Annotated in this window: 10 protein-coding genes and 1 pseudogene; 4 read left to right on the top strand and 7 right to left on the bottom strand. The window is 70.9% G+C overall.

What is annotated here, in order from left to right; genetic code table 11:
* Window positions 1-117: 117 nt before the first annotated feature.
* The 5 genes and pseudogenes from frr to ACFYL6_RS06245 all read right to left on the bottom strand — a co-directional run bounded on the left by frr (window position 118) and on the right by ACFYL6_RS06245 (window position 5,259).
* Window positions 118-675, bottom strand: coding sequence for a ribosome recycling factor (gene frr, locus ACFYL6_RS06265; RefSeq protein ID WP_088946658.1), 558 nt, complete (start codon window positions 673-675; stop codon window positions 118-120).
* Between the two features lie 82 nt (window positions 676-757).
* Window positions 758-1,525 carry a UMP kinase gene (gene pyrH / locus ACFYL6_RS06260; RefSeq protein WP_030487501.1) on the bottom strand — a complete coding sequence of 256 codons (768 nt, stop codon included), beginning with the start codon at window positions 1,523-1,525 and terminating at the stop codon, window positions 758-760.
* Window positions 1,526-1,686: 161 nt separating this feature from the next.
* The gene (tsf, locus tag ACFYL6_RS06255) at window positions 1,687-2,514 is read right to left on the bottom strand and encodes a translation elongation factor Ts (RefSeq protein WP_387168164.1); all 828 of its coding nucleotides are present in this window, start codon (window positions 2,512-2,514) and stop codon (window positions 1,687-1,689) included.
* 134 nt (window positions 2,515-2,648) lie between these two features.
* Complete coding sequence (gene rpsB / locus ACFYL6_RS06250) at window positions 2,649-3,551, bottom strand: 30S ribosomal protein S2 (protein WP_238660328.1); 903 nt, start codon at window positions 3,549-3,551, stop codon at window positions 2,649-2,651.
* A gap of 495 nt (window positions 3,552-4,046) precedes the next feature.
* A pseudogene (locus ACFYL6_RS06245) lies at window positions 4,047-5,259 on the bottom strand (hypothetical protein).
* Between the two features lie 320 nt (window positions 5,260-5,579).
* Between ACFYL6_RS06245 and ACFYL6_RS06240 the strand changes: the two are divergent.
* Genes ACFYL6_RS06240 through dprA form a run of 3 tightly spaced genes read left to right on the top strand, consistent with a single transcriptional unit; the run spans window position 5,580 to window position 8,671 of the window.
* Window positions 5,580-5,939, top strand: coding sequence for a YraN family protein (locus ACFYL6_RS06240; protein ID WP_387168161.1), 360 nt, complete (start codon window positions 5,580-5,582; stop codon window positions 5,937-5,939).
* A 30-nt stretch (window positions 5,940-5,969) separates the two neighbouring features.
* Window positions 5,970-7,490: a YifB family Mg chelatase-like AAA ATPase gene (locus ACFYL6_RS06235; RefSeq protein ID WP_387168158.1), complete on the top strand. Its 1,521-nt coding sequence runs from the start codon at window positions 5,970-5,972 to the stop codon at window positions 7,488-7,490.
* Window positions 7,487-8,671 (top strand): DNA-processing protein DprA, encoded by a 1,185-nt coding sequence (gene dprA / locus ACFYL6_RS06230; RefSeq protein WP_387168155.1) that lies wholly within the window; start codon window positions 7,487-7,489, stop codon window positions 8,669-8,671. Before ACFYL6_RS06235 ends, dprA begins: the two co-directional genes overlap by 4 nt.
* A 524-nt stretch (window positions 8,672-9,195) precedes the next feature.
* Here the strand turns inward: dprA and ACFYL6_RS06225 are convergent.
* Window positions 9,196-9,828, bottom strand: a complete 633-nt coding sequence (locus ACFYL6_RS06225; RefSeq protein WP_387168152.1) for a hypothetical protein — start codon at window positions 9,826-9,828, stop codon at window positions 9,196-9,198.
* Entirely contained in the window at window positions 9,825-12,008 is a 2,184-nt protein-coding gene (locus ACFYL6_RS06220; protein ID WP_387168150.1) for a hypothetical protein, read from the bottom strand. Before ACFYL6_RS06220 ends, ACFYL6_RS06225 begins: the two co-directional genes overlap by 4 nt.
* A 1,288-nt stretch (window positions 12,009-13,296) precedes the next feature.
* Here ACFYL6_RS06220 and ACFYL6_RS06215 point away from each other — a divergent pair.
* Complete coding sequence (locus ACFYL6_RS06215) at window positions 13,297-14,334, top strand: tyrosine recombinase XerC (RefSeq protein ID WP_387168147.1); 1,038 nt, start codon at window positions 13,297-13,299, stop codon at window positions 14,332-14,334.
* Window positions 14,335-14,421: the final 87 nt, after the last annotated feature.

Raw genomic sequence — 14,421 nt, 5'->3', positions numbered from 1 at the left:
GCTGGTGCGGGAGAGCACCAGGACCGGTCCGGATCCCCTGCCGACCGACGGAACGAGGCCCGTTCCCGACGTCGGGAACGGGCCTCGGCGCATCTCAACCCGCCAACCGGCGGACGATCACACCTCGAGCAGCTCGGTTTCCTTGTGCTTCACCAGGTCGTCGATGCTGGCCACGTACCGCTGGGTCAGGTCGTCGAGTTCCTTCTCGGCGCGGCGGCCGTCGTCCTCGCCGGCCTCACCGTCCTTGACGATCCGGTCCAGCTCCTCCTTGCCACGGCGGCGGACGTTGCGGATCGCCACCTTGGCCTCCTCGCCCTTGTGCCGGGCCACCTTGATCATGTCGCGGCGGCGCTCCTCGGTCATCTGCGGGAGCAGGATGCGCAGCTGGTTGCCCTCGTTGTTCGGGTTCACCCCGAGGTCCGAGTCGCGGATCGCCTTCTCCATCGCGTTGATCTGCGAGTTGTCGTACGGCTTGATGATGGCCATCCGCGGCTCGGGAACCGCGATGGACGCCATCTGCGTCAGCGGCGTGGGCGTGCCGTAGTAGTCGATGATGACCTTGGAGAACATGGCGGCGTTGGCGCGACCGGTACGGATGGCGCCGAACTCCTCCTTGGCGTGCTCAACCGCACGCTCCATCTTTTCCTCGGCCTCGAGGAGGGTGTCGTCGATCACCGGTCTCCTCGCCTCCTTCTGTGCTCGTGGTGGGCTCTGCGGAAAGTCGTCAGACCGCTGCTGTCGTCGCCGTCGGCGGGACTCAGGCGGTGATCAGGGTGCCGATCTTGTCGCCACCCACCGCGCGGATGATGGTGTCGTCACCCTGCGCGCCGAAGACCAGCATCGGCAGGCCGTTCTCCATGCAGAGGCTGAACGCCGCCGCGTCGGCCACCCGCAGGTTGCGGCGCAGCGCCTCGGAGAAGGTGATCGAGTCGAGCTTGCTGGCGGTGGGGTCGATCCGCGGGTCGGCGGTGTAGACGCCGTCCACGCCGTTCTTGCTCATCAGCACCACGTCGGCGCGGATCTCCAGCGCCCGCTGGGCGGCCACCGTGTCGGTGGAGAAGTACGGCATCCCGGCGCCGGCGCCGAAGATGACCACGCGGCCCTTCTCCAGGTGCCGGATGGCCCGCAGCGGGATGTACGGCTCGGCGACCTGGGCCATCGTGATGGCGCTCTGCACCCGGGTCTCGATGCCCTCCTTCTCCAGGAAGTCCTGGAGCGCGAGGCAGTTCATCACGGTGCCGAGCATGCCCATGTAGTCGGCGCGGGCCCGGTCCATCCCACGCTTCTGCAGCTCCGCGCCGCGGAAGAAGTTGCCGCCTCCGACCACCACGGAGACCTGCACGCCGCGGCGGACCACGGTGGCGATCTGCCGGGCGATGGCCTGGACGACGTCCGGGTCGACGCCGATCGCGCCGCCACCGAAGACCTCACCGGAGAGCTTCAGCACCACCCGGCGGGCACGGCCCGGCGGCGGTGCCGTCGGATCGTCCAGCTCCAGCGTCCGGTCACTCACAACCTGCGTCATCCGCCCCGCCCTTCCCCACGCGCACGCCCCGTGCGGCGCGTACCGCGAACCTGCCGCTGCCGACCCTATGTGACGAGGAGGCCGCGGTGCCTGTCACGTACACCGGCGGCCTCCTCGTTGATGTCTCCTGCCCACGGGCGCCAGCGGCGCCCGGTGACGGCTCAGGCCTGGCCGACCTCGAACCGCACGAAGCGGGTGACCTCGATGCCGGCCTCGGCCAGCAGCTGCTTCACCGACTTCTTGTTGTCAGAGACGGACGACTGCTCGATCAGGACGAAGTCCTTGAAGAAGGAGTTCACCCGACCCTCGATGATCTTCGGCAGAGCCGCCTCGGGCTTGTTCTCCTCGCGGGCGGTCTGCTCGGCGATACGCCGCTCGGACTCGACGACCTCAGCCGGAACCTCGTCCCGGGTGAGGTACTTCGGCCGCATCGCGGCGATCTGCATGGCCACACCACGGGCGTCGGCGTCGCCGGCCTCGTCGGTCTTGCCGGTGTACGACACCAGCACGCCAACGGCCGGCGGCAGGTCCTGGGCCTTGCGGTGCAGGTAGACAGCGGTGGTGCCCTCGACCCGGGCGAACCGGTTGAGCACCAGCTTCTCGCCGATCTTGGCGGACTGCTCCTGGATCAGGTCCGCGATGACCTTGCCGTCGAGCTCGGTGGCGAGCAGCTCCTCGGCGGAGTTCACGCCAGCGCGCTCACCGTGCTCGACCAACTGCTGGCCCAGCGCGATGAACGACTCGGTCTTGGCGACGAAGTCGGTCTCGCAGTTGAGCTCGAGCAGCGCCTTGCCGGAGTGGGCAACCAGGCCGTTCGCGGCCGTACGGCCAGCCCGCTTGCCGACGTCCTTGGCGCCCTTGACGCGCAGGATCTCGACGGCCTTGTCGAAGTCGCCCTCGGCCTCGGTCAGCGCCTTCTTGCTGTCCATCATGCCGGCGCCGGTGAGGTCGCGGAGCTTCTTGACGTCCGCGGCGGTGATTTGGGACATGGCTCTCTCTTCGGTGTTGAGACGGCGTGTGGATGGTCAGAGGTGCCGGTTACCCGGATCCGGGCGGATCGTGCCCGGCGTACCGTCGCTGCCCGCCGTTCGCGAAAACGGACGGCGGGGCAGCGACGGTGCGATCACTCCGCGGCGGCGGTCGCCGGCTGCTCGGTGGCGGCCTGCGCCGGCTGCTCCGGGGCGGCGGGCTGCTCGGCGGCGGCAGCGGCGGGCTGCTCGGCCGGGGCGGCCGTCTCGTCGGCCTTCTTCGGCTCGAGCAGCTCGCGCTCCCACTCGGTCAGCGGCTCGTCGCTCGCGACACCCTCGGGCTTCTCGTCGTTGCCCCGGCGACGGCCGGAACGCGCGATCAGGCCATCCGCGACGGCGGCCGCGACGACCTTGGTCAGCAGCTCGGCCGAGCGGATCGCGTCGTCGTTACCCGGGATCGGGAAGTCGACCTCGTCCGGGTCACAGTTGGTGTCCAGCACCGCGATCACCGGGATGCCCAGCTTGCGGGCCTCGTCGACGGCGATGTGCTCCTTCTTGGTGTCGACGATCCACACCGCGGCGGGAAGCTTCTGCATGTCCCGCAGGCCACCGAGGGTGCGGGTCAGCTTGATCTTCTCGCGGGAGAGCTGCAGGGTCTCCTTCTTGGTGTAACCGGCGGCGGTGCCGCTGAGGTCACCCAGGCCCTCCAGCTCCTTCATCCGCTGGAGCCGCTTGTACACGGTCTGGAAGTTGGTCAGCATGCCACCGAGCCAGCGGTGGTTGACGTACGGCTGACCGACCCGGGTCGCCTGCTCGGCAATCGCCTCCTGGGCCTGCTTCTTGGTGCCGACGAACAGGATGCTGCCACCCTCGGCGACGGTCCCACGCACGAACTCGTACGCCTTCTCGATGTACTCGAGGGTCTGGCGCAGGTCGATGATGTAGATGCCGTTGCGCTCGGTCATGATGAAGCGCTTCATCTTCGGGTTCCAGCGCCGGGTCTGGTGCCCGAAGTGGACACCGCTCTCCAGCAGCTGACGCATGGTCACGACGGCCATGGTTGGGGTACTCCTCAAGGTCCCTGGTTGTCACGCCCGGCCGGTGGCCGGGCGTCCTGGCGCCTGGTCGCCGACCCATGGTGGACCCGACCAAGATCGGGACCAGGGAGGCCGTCGCTCCACGACGATTCGTGAAGAGGGCGCGCGAGGTCGACCGCACGAGGCGGTCGCCAGTTGGCCAGTGTACGCCCCTCACCCGTTCAGCCGCCCCGGGGTGCGCGTGGCGTGCCGCTCCGCCTGCTCGCTCCCGGCTCCCCGCTCCCCGCTCCCCGCTCCCCGCTCAGGGCGCCCGGCGCCCGGGGCCCGGCTCGGTCGTGCGACTTGCCGGAAGATCGCGCTACTTCATGGAAATAGTGGCCTTCGCGGCGCCGGAGGCCACTATTTCCTGGTTGTTGTGGGAAACATCAGCGCGCTTCCTGCTTGTTGTCCGAATCGTCCGCGCGCGCCAGCCGGCGGCGGGTCAGACCGCGACGGGCGATCTCGGGTCAAGCCGGGTCAGCCAGCGGCGAGCGCGGCGGCCACGAAGAGCACCAGGCCGACGGTCAGATAGGCCGTCGGTGGGCGCAGCCAGCCCCGACCGTTGTCGGCGAGCGCCAGTCCTCCCGTTCGGAGCCCGTACAGCCCGGTCGCGAAGATCGGCAGTCCGGCGACCAGGGCGATGCCCACCACCACGTTCCCGGCGTCCACCGGGTCGCCGGTCACGCCCGCCAGCAACACCCGCAGCGCAGGCACCTCGAAGATCAACACCAGCAGCGCGAAGAGTACGGCCAGCACCGGTCGACGGGTCCGATAGACGCCGTCGGCGGCCGGCGGGTACACGGGCGGCTCGCCTGCGGGCAGGTCGGGTCGAGGGCCGATCCCCGGCATCGGGCCGGTCGGCATCTCCAGCGGGTGCGGCATGTCGCCGCCGCCCCGGGTCGGCTCGATGATCGGGTACCCACCGAGCGGAGCGGGACGAGCCTGGTCAGCGGGCACGCTGGCCGGCGCTGTCGATGTGCTGTCGCGGGACGTCTCCGGCGCCGCGCTGGTCACCGGAGGTCCCGCAGTGGTCGTCTCCCGGGCGGCCCGGCGACCCGGCAGCTCACCGGAGGTCTCCGAGGGGTCCCGGTCTGCCCGCCGCGACCGGCTGGCCCGGTAACCGTCCACCTCTGGTCGCGCGGCACCCAACGGGTCCACCGCACCGAAACGACCCGAATCAGCCTCACTCGCCCCGAACCGACCAGTCTGGTCGTCCAGAGCACCGAAGCGACCGGAGTCCGACTCGGGCGTACCGAAGCGACCCGGGTCCACCGCACTCAGCCGACCCGAGTCCGACTCCGGCGCACCGAAGCGACCCGCGTCCACCGCACTCAGCCGACCCGAGTCCGACTCCGGCGCACCGAAGCGACCCGCGTCCACCGCACTCAGCCGACCCGAGTCCGACTCGGGCGTACCGCCGAAGCGGCTCGCGTCGACGGCGCTGAAGCGTCCCGAGTCCGGCTCGCGGCGGCGGCCGACGCCGGTGTCCTCGACGGAGCGGCCGTCTTCCACGCCACGCTGCTCGGGGATCTCGCCGTCCCGGTATCGCGGTTCGCCCGCGCCGCGCCACTCCGACTCGCCGTAACCGCGACCCCGCTCGTCGGGGTACCAGCGCGACTCCTGATCTTCCGGAAAACTCCGTCGTCCGTCCACGTCAGGCACCGTATGCGACCGGGCACGCCCGCGCCATTTCAGCCCAGCCAACCGCGCCGCCGATCACCCAGATAGCGCACGGGGCATGACCCGCGCCCCGATGGTGCTGCCGAATCCGCACCTTGATCAGGTGATGAAAAGTAGGTCGGCGGCGGCCCTGACACCTACTTCTCATCACCTGATCAAGGCGGCCGCCGCCCTGGGAGTACGGCCAGCCACGCTGCCGGCCACTGTCGGAGACTCACGCCGTAGCACAGCGCAAGCATGATCGTCCGACTGTCCACAGCCCACCTGTTGTCCACAGTTGGGCTGCCGCCGGGTCGCGGCGATCGCCCATCGGCGGGCACCGTGCCGGCCATGACGAAGCGGAACCAGGCGGTCGGCGCGTACGGCGAGCGGTGTGCGGCCCGGCACCTGACCGAGGCGGGGCTGCGCCCGATCGCCCTCAACTGGCGCTGCTCGGCCGGGGAGATCGACATCATCGCGTGGGACGGGCCCGTGCTCGCCTTCTGCGAGGTGAAGACCCGCCGGGGTGAGGGCTTCGGCACCCCGGCCGAGGCGGTCGTGCCGGCCAAGGCCCGCCGGCTGCGAGGGCTTGCCGCGCGGTGGCTGACCGAGACCGGTACGACCGCCGAGGAGGTGCGTTTCGACGTGCTGTCGGTGCGGCTGCCCGACGCCGGTCCGGCGCAGGTCGACCACCTCAAGGGCGCGTTCTGACATGCGTACCCGAAAGATCGGTGGCGCGCGGTGAGCTACGCGAAGGTGCTCTGCGTGGGGCTGGTCGGAGTGACCGGCCATCTCGTCGAGGTGGAGGCTGACCTGGCCGCCGGCCTGCCGGCGGTGGTGATCTCCGGTCTGCCGGACACCGCCCTGCACGAGGCCCGCGACCGGGTCCGCGCCGCCGTGGTCAACTCCGGCCAGCGCTGGCCCAACCGGCGGATCACCCTCAACCTGCTGCCCGCCACGCTGCCGAAGTTCGGCTCGGCCTTCGATCTGGCCATCGCCGCGGCGCTGCTGGGCGGCTCGGGTGAGCTGCCGCTGCTCCCCCTGGAGGGTGTGGTGGTGCTCGGCGAGTTGGGGCTCGACGGGACGGTCCGGCCGGTGCGCGGCGTACTCCCGATGGTCGCCGCAGCAGCCCAGGCCGGTGTCGCGCGGGTGATCGTCCCGGCCGGCAACGCCGCCGAGGCCGCCGTCATCCCCGGGGTACGGGTACGAGCGGTGGACACCCTGCACCGGCTGGTCGCCTTCGTGCGCGACGGGACCCCGCTGATCGAGCCACCGGCAGACATCCCGGCACCGCTGGTCGGTGGGCCGGATCTCGCCGACGTCGCCGGGCAGCAGATGGGTCGGCGCGCCCTGGAGGTCGCCGCGGCCGGCGGGCACCACGTGGCACTGCTCGGCCCCCCGGGCGCCGGCAAGACGATGCTCGCCGAACGACTGCCGTCGATCCTGCCCGAGTTGGACGACGACGCGGCGCTGGAGGTCACCGCGCTGCACTCGGTTGCCGGGCTGCTGCCGCCGGGCGGTCGGTTGCTGCGTCGCCCGCCGTTCCAGGCGCCGCACCACACCGCGACCGTGCCGTCGCTGGTGGGCGGCGGTTCGGGGCTGGCCCGACCCGGGGCGGTGTCGCTGGCGCATCGCGGGGTGCTCTTCCTCGATGAGGCTCCCGAATTCAGCAAGGGCGCGCTGGAGGCCCTGCGGCAGCCGCTGGAGCACGGCCACATCCAGTTGAGCCGCAGCGGGGGCGGCACCGTGTACCCGGCCCGCACCCAGTTGGTGCTGGCGGCCAACCCGTGTCCGTGTGCCAAGCCGGCCGGCGACGCGCACTGCGAGTGTTCGCCGCTGGTCCGCCGCCGCTACCTCGGCAGGCTCTCCGGGCCGCTGCTGGACCGGATCGACGTCCAGGTGCGGTTGATGCCGGTGCGGGCGGCCGAGCTGATGGCGACCGACGGCGGCGTCGAGCCTTCGGCGACGGTCGCCGCCCGGGTGGCAGCGGCCCGGCAGGCGGCGGCCGCCCGCTGGGCCGACCTCGGCCGGCGGCTCAACGCCGAGGTGGACGGGCCGCACCTGCGCAGGCCGCCGTGGCGGCTGCCGGCCCGGGTCACCGTCGAGCTGCGTGGCCGGCTCGACTCCGGCTCGCTGTCGGCGCGCGGCTTCGACCGGGTGATCCGGATGGCTTGGACCATCGCTGATCTCGACGGTCGCGACCGGCCGGACCGGGACGACGTCCGGGAAGCGCTTCAACTACGGACGGGAGAGGCGACGTGAGCGCCGAGGATGAACGCAGGCTGGCCCGGGTCGCCCTGACCTGGCTGGCGGAGCCGGGCACGCGTGCGGTGCACCATCTGGTCGAACGGCACGGCCCGGTGGCGACCCTGGATCTGCTGCTCGACGGCGGCGGCCCGGACGGCTGGCTGCGCACCACGGTCGCCGCACGCTCGGCGGCCGGCGACGCGCGGACGGTGGCCGCGGAGGCGCTGGAGCGGGCGGAACGACTGGGTGCCCGGCTGGTCACGCCGGACGACGAGGAGTGGCCGGCCCAGGTCGCCAGCCTGACCGCGTTGCGGCTTCCGGATGTCAGCCGCCGGGTGGACGGTGAGACCGCCCCGCCGCTCTGCTTCTGGGTACGCGGAAGCTGGCCGCTCGGCGAGGCGCTGGATCGCTCGGTGGCCGTGGTGGGGGCGCGGGCGGCCACCGGTTACGGGCAGCACGTCGCGACCGAGCTGGGGTACGGGTTGGCGGAGCGGGACTGGACGGTCGTGTCCGGTGGCGCGTTCGGCATCGACGCCGCCGCCCACCGGGGCGCCCTCACCGCGGGCGGTCTGACCGTCGCGGTGCTCGCCTGCGGGCTCGACCGCCCGTACCCGATGGGCAACGCCGCGCTCTTCGACCGGATCGCCGAGACGGGGCTGCTGGTCAGCGAGTGGCCGCCCGGTGCCGAGCCGCTGCGGCCCCGGTTCCTGATCCGCAACCGGGTGATCGCCGCAGGCACCCGGGGCACGGTCGTGGTGGAGGCGTCGGCGCGCAGTGGCGCGACGCAGACCGCGCGGCGCGCCATCCACGCCAATCGGGTGGCCATGGTGGTGCCCGGGCCGGTGACCTCGGCGATGTCCGTCGGGGCGCACGAGTTCCTGCGCGAGTACTCCAGGGCCCGGTTGGTCACCGGGGTTGCGCACGTGTTGGAGGAGGTGGGCCGGATCGGCACGGACCTGGCCCCGCTGGCGCGTGGACCGCAGAGGGCCACCGACGCGCTGGACGACGACGCGCGGTCGCTGCTGGAGGCGCTGCCCCGCCGAGGCGCGATGGGCGTGGACCGGCTCTCCTCCCGAGCCGGTGTCGACCTACGGACGGCGTTGCGCAAGCTGTCCCTGCTGGAGGAGCTGTCCATGGTGGTCCGTCGCGACGACGGCTACGCCCTAGCCCCACCCGCGATCAAGGTGCAGGGTTGATGAACCCTCATCTTGCTGACGTCGCTGAACGGACTTCGGTACGACACGCACGTGCTCCAGGGGGTCATCGACGATAGGCTCACGGGTACGCGATGACGTGCGCACAGCCGCTATAGCCGCTCCTGACTGCTGCGGAGGTCGCGGATCCGGTTGGCCCACTTACGGAGGCGCCCACCGTGTGTGACCGACAGGGACCGAAGGATGGCTGACCCGGAAACCACCCGTCTCGATCACGGCGCCCCCTCCGACGAGGACGGCCACACGGCTGACCGCCGGTTGGCCCGTCGATCTTGGATCACCCTCGTCGCCGGGTACGGCGCACTCGTTGGGCTGGTGGCTGCGACGATCGGGATCGGGGTCACGCGTCTCATGGTTGGTCCGGACGGCGGCACCGCGGCGCTGACGGTGTTCCTCATCGCGGTCGGTGCCACGGCCGCCGCGGCCGCAGTCGCCGGGGGCCCGCTACTGCTCCGACTGGAGTCCGGCTCCGGTCGGCCAGCTACACCGTCAGCGAGTCCGGCGTATCAACCCCGCCGTTGACCGCGACTCCGACCTTGTTGGCCACGACCTTGCCGCCCGCCGCGAGGCGCCGCTCGCTGTGCCCGCCGCTGCCGGTGGCGCCGCAGCGCGCGGGCTCCGGCCGCCGCGCCAGTCGCACCAGCAGTGCCGGCAAGCAGCGCGCCAGTCATCGTCGCAACGCCTGGGATGCTCGCCAAGAAGTATGCGACGACCGCCAGCAACGCGAGCATCAGGGCCACCGCCACGCCGGCGGCGAGGATGATGCGGGAGAGGTTCTGGCTCCGCTCGGTGTCCAAGTCCTTCCACATCCTGGCGATAAGCCACACCACGCCGCCTTGGGAAGGCAAGTCGCCCTCCGAGGACGACTGCGAGGAAGCTGCCTGCCGTGCCTCCGTCAGCGGCCGGTCCGGGCGACCAACGTCGGGCAGCCGGTTCACTGTGTTCGACGTTGGCGCGCTGGCCTGCGCGGGCAGGACATCGTCCGGCACGAGTGGGGCCTCGGGTGTCTTGCCCGCAGGCCGCGTCTGCGTCGACCGTCTCTGGCGGCCGACGGCACGCCCCTGTCGAGCGGGTTGACCGGCCGGAACGGCATCGCGGCCTTCGCCGTGACCAGTCGAACCGTCGTTGTTCGTCGTCACGGCCGACTCCTGCGGTGAAGGGAAGAGGCATAGGCGGCGTAAGCGTCAACAGAGGCTCGTCGTGGTTCCTGTCGACGAGCATCGCGGGCCATTGCCCGCCGAAGGTAGAAGTCGCGATCGGCCCCGAAGCTCTCGCGCTGGTCCGGCGGGCGTTCGGCGAGGCCCGGCTCCTGCCCGTCCAGGCGGGAAGCGGCCCAACTGTCGCCGGCGGCGGCTCGGGCCCTGAGCTCCTCGAATTCGCCCCGCTCGGCCAGTAGCCAGGCCAGTTGCCCGGCCGCGATCGGTAGGCCGCTATCGGCTAGGGCACGCAGGTCATCGATCCGTCCTTCGACGGCCAGCAGTTCGGCGACCCGGCTCACAGCGGCTGCGTCACCGGCCTGGAAATGAGGTGCCAGAATCCGGGCCACCTCATCGAAGCGACCCGAGTAGAACGAGTCATCTGCAATTGCCACCGCCGCGGAGGGGTAGAGCTCCGCGAACTCGCGAAGCCACTCGCCCACTTCACGAGCATGCCCGCGGTACACCAAGACGTCGACCATGCGGGAAGCCGCGATGGTGTCGCCAGCTTCGACCCTGCCGCTCAGGGCCTCGATCGCACCCGCGACCCGGCCGCCTTGGATCAGAGATTCGACCAGGTGTACTGCTGCGGCCGGGTCAGCAGCCTCGACTCGCGCCCGCAGGTCGGCAGGATGTGCGAGGGGGCCGAGCAGCCGAGTAGGGCGGGTCTGCGACACCTGCGCCCCGAAGCATCGGGCCAACCTGTCCCGCTCGCCTACACGTCCCTGAAGGTGCAGGATCTCGACGAGGCAGGCGGCCGCTTGGTGCAACCCCTGCGCCAGGGCTGCCGTGTACAGGGCCTCAGCATGCCGCAGTCTCATCCGCTTCCGAGCGGCATGACCGACGGAGAGCAGGTCGTGCGCGTCCGTCAGGTGGCGACGGAACGCTCTCCAGACAACCTCTGGGACGGCCGCGGCAGACGCCGCGACCTCTCCCACCAGCGCATCGGCAACGTGGTACCCGATTACGGCACCCACATCCTCTGCTACGGGTACCAGCGGCCCAGGGCCGGCGGAGACGTATGCGCTGGCGTAGTCGAGAGCGGCATCGAGCCAGTCGGACGGAGCAGCAGCCCGGTCCTCCAGGGTGAGGTAGCCCGGTGCGGCGGCGGCAAGCAACGTGCGATTGACCGGACCCTGAACCCCAAGGCGGCGTGCCTCCACCAACGTTAGGATCACCGCCCTCGCGTACGAGTTGGCGTGCCTCCAACGGTCGATGATCTGCGGCAGATGGGCGAGTTCCTGGACCAGATTGGTCTCGCCGCTGCGCAGTGCGGCCCGGATTCGGTGGTCGCGTACCGCGATCACCCCCGCCCCCTCTACCTCCCGAGCCGTGAGGTGCGCGGGCACGTCGACCACCGACGCGAGGCCCAGGAGTTGCCGGTCCGCGGTGGACAGGTCATCCCAGCCTGACGGCGGAACCACGAGTCGTCGGGCGTACTGCTCAGCCCGCATCGTGCCCACGACCACGGTGCCGCCGTGGACCAGTTTTCGGATGGCACCGGGCACGGCGGTAGGGCCGAGAAAACGGTCGAGATCATCGAGCCAGACCACGGTGCGCATGGTTCGGTGCTCAACCAGCGCAGCGAGTTCGTCGGAGTCGGCGGGATGGATCAACCACCATTCGGGCAGTTCGGTACGCACCGCCTCGTACAACGACCGGCTCTTGCCTACGGCCGGCGGTCCGACCAGCAGGATTAGGCCACCTTGCTCACTGCTTCGGCGCAGCAGATCGCGGACGTCCTGGTCGAACTTTCGCCCGACGTACTCCGGTAGCGTTTCGCCCGACATCGCGAGGTGCACACCGAGCTGATGGGGCCACGCCTCGCGCACGCGCAAAGCTCCAGACGACTGCGTGGGCTGAACAGAGGAAGCACGTTCCCACGCGTCCAACCACGGCGCCGTTTCGGCTGCTCCGACGACCCCGCAAGCCGCCAGAAACGTCAGCAGCCTCTCCCTGGTGGGCAGCCGAACGCCTGTGACCATCTCACCGACGGTGCTCTTACTCAGGTGCGCACCTCGCGTCCCCGGCTTGGTGGCAGCCTTCTCGACCGATTTGTAGGACAGACTCAGGCGGCGACGGAGCGTCTCCAGGGCGGCGGCCAGTTCCGCTGGCGTCTGCACTGCTCTTACATCGACGCTGACGGCCGATGTTTGCGGGGAGGGGACGCTGGCGTCCCGCCGGACACCGGTCAACCGAACGGATTCGGTTTCGCGGTGACCGACGTCGACTGGCGAGATCCTTGTCATGTCCCGCAAGCGCTCCCACCGGGACCGCCACTCCACAGGCGGCTCGCCGCAGGCACGAAGGTATGCCTCGACCGTCTCCCAGGCGGGGAGGTGATCACCACCGGCGGCCTCGGCGAGGGCCGTCTTCGATCGCCCGGTTGCCCTGGCCATCTGTAGGTACGTTGGATTTTGTGCTTTCGCCCGAACCTGACGTAGCTGATAGGCGAACGCCGCGAGTGGTCCCCCACGTGGATCGATCGGCCGTTCGGGGCGGGGCATGATCAGCTCCCGTTCCGACTCGAGAACCGGGCCGCGTCAGCGCGCGGCGCGTCGCCGGCCGGGCAGCCGGGGGCGACGGTGGATCCCGGCTTGACCCGATCGGGCCTTCACGCGGACCGTGTGTGTACCTGAGTGAACAGCGAAGCCGGGCATGACGCCCTCCTTGGTCTTGTGGCCAGACGCTCTACGCTCCGCGAAAGTCGCTCATGACACGCGGCCGTTGGCGCGGCCGCATCCCTCTTCTGCCGAACGTGGGGTCCATGGTGCACTAACGCTGTAACCCCAACACCTTGGGGGTGACCTAGTGCCACCATCCGGGCACTGGCATGCCTCGATCGACTGTTTGAAGTTTGCCGGTTGTCCGGCGTAGACACCGGTCAACCGACGGCGAACAACCTCGTTTCCCGAAGTCAAAGCAGGGCTCGTATGACTTGCTTCGTCCGAAACAGTCCGAGGGAGTTGCAGTGCCGTCAGGTGCCGGCTGAAGATTGCGCCATCGAGATGGGGTTTCCCCGTCTCCGTCGAAGCAGTGTCTGTGGCCAGACCGCTCGACTTTGGAGGGGTCTCCCGTTGGCGCGGGAGACCTTCTTCGTATACCTGCCCGCACTCGTGCACTGAGCTGCCCGCCCCCAGGCACCCGACGATGACGGTACTGTGCGCGGCCATGGGTGCTATCAAGCCGTGGCATATCGCGGTCCTGCTGTGTCTCGTCACGTCCACCGCACTCATCGGTGGCTTGATCGCGCTCCTACTCAAGAGGGGCAACCGCAGGTGAGCCGGGTCGATGATCACCGGCACCGCCGGAGCCGGTGATCCACGACGGTCGGCCGTAGGCTGGTGCCGTGCCAGCTGTGAGTGAGGGTGCCTGGGCCGGTGGACCGGCCAGCGCGTCGGCGCGGCCACGATGAGCCGGGCGGACCGGGGCACCCGGGCCATGCACCAGGCACTGCCGCCGGCGCTGCGCGACGCAGTCGACGACTTCGCCGAGCACCTGTCCCGGGTGCGTAACCGGTCGGCGCACACCGTCCGCGCGTACGTCACCGATCTCGTCTCGCTGCTCGACCACGCCGTCCGGATGGGCTGCGTCGACCTCGCCGAGCTGGACCTGTCGGTGCTGCGCAGTTGGCTGGCGCGGCAGCGCACCACCGGTGCGGCCCGCACGTCGTTGGCCCGGCGGGCCGCGTCGGCGCGGGCGTTCAGCGCCTGGGCACACCGGGCCGGGCTGCTCCCCGCCGACGTGGGCGCCGCGCTGGCCAGCCCTCGCGCGCACCGGGAACTGCCCAGCGTGCTGCGTGCCGACCAGGCCGCCGCTCTGGTCGAGGCACCGTCCCGGCAGGCTGCGCCCACCAACCCGCGGCTGATGAACCCAGCGCGCACGGACCAAGCCCGCACGGACGCAGCGGCCGGGCCGACGTCGGGCGTAACCAAAGAGGCCGAGGCAGTGCCGCTGCGGGATCGGGTGCTGCTGGAGTTGCTCTACGCCACCGGCGTACGGGTCAGCGAGGCGTGCGGGTTGGACGTCGGGGACGTCGACCACGGCCGGCGGGTGATCCGGGTGTTCGGCAAGGGCGGGCGGGAGCGCTCGGTGCCGTACGGGGTGCCCGCCGAGCGGGCGTTGGACGACTGGCTGCGCCGGGGCCGCCCGGCGATGGTGGGCGCCCGCTCCGGGGAAGCGCTGCTGCTGGGTGCCCGGGGCGGTCGGCTCAACCCGACGACCGCGCGGCAGATCGTCGGTGCGTACGCCGAGGCCGCCGGGCTGCCCCGGACCAGCCCGCACGATCTGCGCCACTCCGCGGCCACCCACCTCCTGGAGGGTGGCGCCGACCTGCGCGCCGTGCAGGAGTTGCTCGGTCACTCGTCGCTGGCGAGTACCCAGATCTACACCCATGTCTCGGTTGAGCGCCTGCGCGCCGCGTACCGGCAGGCGCACCCACGCGCCTGACGTCGAGCGGGCTCGCGCCGTCCACCGGGAGGCGCACCCCGCGCGCCTGGCCAACGGCCGGAGGGCGGCACCCGCGCGCCTGTTCAA

The sequence above is a fragment of the Micromonospora sp. NPDC007208 genome, from assembly GCF_042869175.1.
GTDB lineage: Bacteria > Actinomycetota > Actinomycetes > Mycobacteriales > Micromonosporaceae > Micromonospora > Micromonospora foliorum.
Note: the sequence above shows the minus strand (reverse complement) of the source record. Positions and strands in the feature narration are given on the sequence as shown.

What these genes read in the sequence shown, in the direction of transcription:
- ACFYL6_RS06240 (WP_387168161.1), top strand. Translation starts at nt 5,580, where the DNA reads ATGACGAAGCGGAACCAGGCGGTCGGCGCGTACGGCGAGCGGTGTGCG.
- tsf (WP_387168164.1), bottom strand. Translation starts at nt 2,514, where the DNA reads ATGTCCCAAATCACCGCCGCGGACGTCAAGAAGCTCCGCGACCTCACC.
- rpsB (WP_238660328.1), bottom strand. Translation starts at nt 3,551, where the DNA reads ATGGCCGTCGTGACCATGCGTCAGCTGCTGGAGAGCGGTGTCCACTTC.
- ACFYL6_RS06215 (WP_387168147.1), top strand. Translation starts at nt 13,297, where the DNA reads ATGAGCCGGGCGGACCGGGGCACCCGGGCCATGCACCAGGCACTGCCG.
- pyrH (WP_030487501.1), bottom strand. Translation starts at nt 1,525, where the DNA reads ATGACGCAGGTTGTGAGTGACCGGACGCTGGAGCTGGACGATCCGACG.